At 51.8% G+C, this 253-nt stretch carries 1 protein-coding gene; it reads right to left on the bottom strand.

The window, feature by feature from the left end; translation table 11 throughout:
- The coding region (locus IV91_RS0115430) for an Rpn family recombination-promoting nuclease/putative transposase (RefSeq protein WP_031599451.1) at nucleotides 1-253 on the bottom strand (253 nt) is incomplete at both ends.

Raw genomic sequence — 253 nt, 5'->3', positions numbered from 1 at the left:
CAACACCATCCCCTGCTTGATCAGGTCCTGATACAGCAACCCCATGTACACCATCATACGCAGCGCCATGTATTTATCGACGGTACTCTGAAACTCGATAAGTATATAGAGGTAAACCCAATCCCCGCCTACCTTGATCCGCCAGACGATGTCATCGGCACGACCACGAAAGTCTTCGGTGATGTAATTGCCGTCCACCTTCTTCAGCGTCGTGTAATCCAGACTGTGCAACCACTCGTCTGGCACGAACCCC

This window comes from Ferrovum myxofaciens, from assembly GCF_000735045.1.
GTDB classification, from domain to species: domain Bacteria; phylum Pseudomonadota; class Gammaproteobacteria; order Burkholderiales; family Ferrovaceae; genus Ferrovum; species Ferrovum myxofaciens.
The sequence above is the reverse complement of the archived record's forward strand: the minus strand, read 5'-3'. Positions and strand labels throughout refer to the sequence as shown.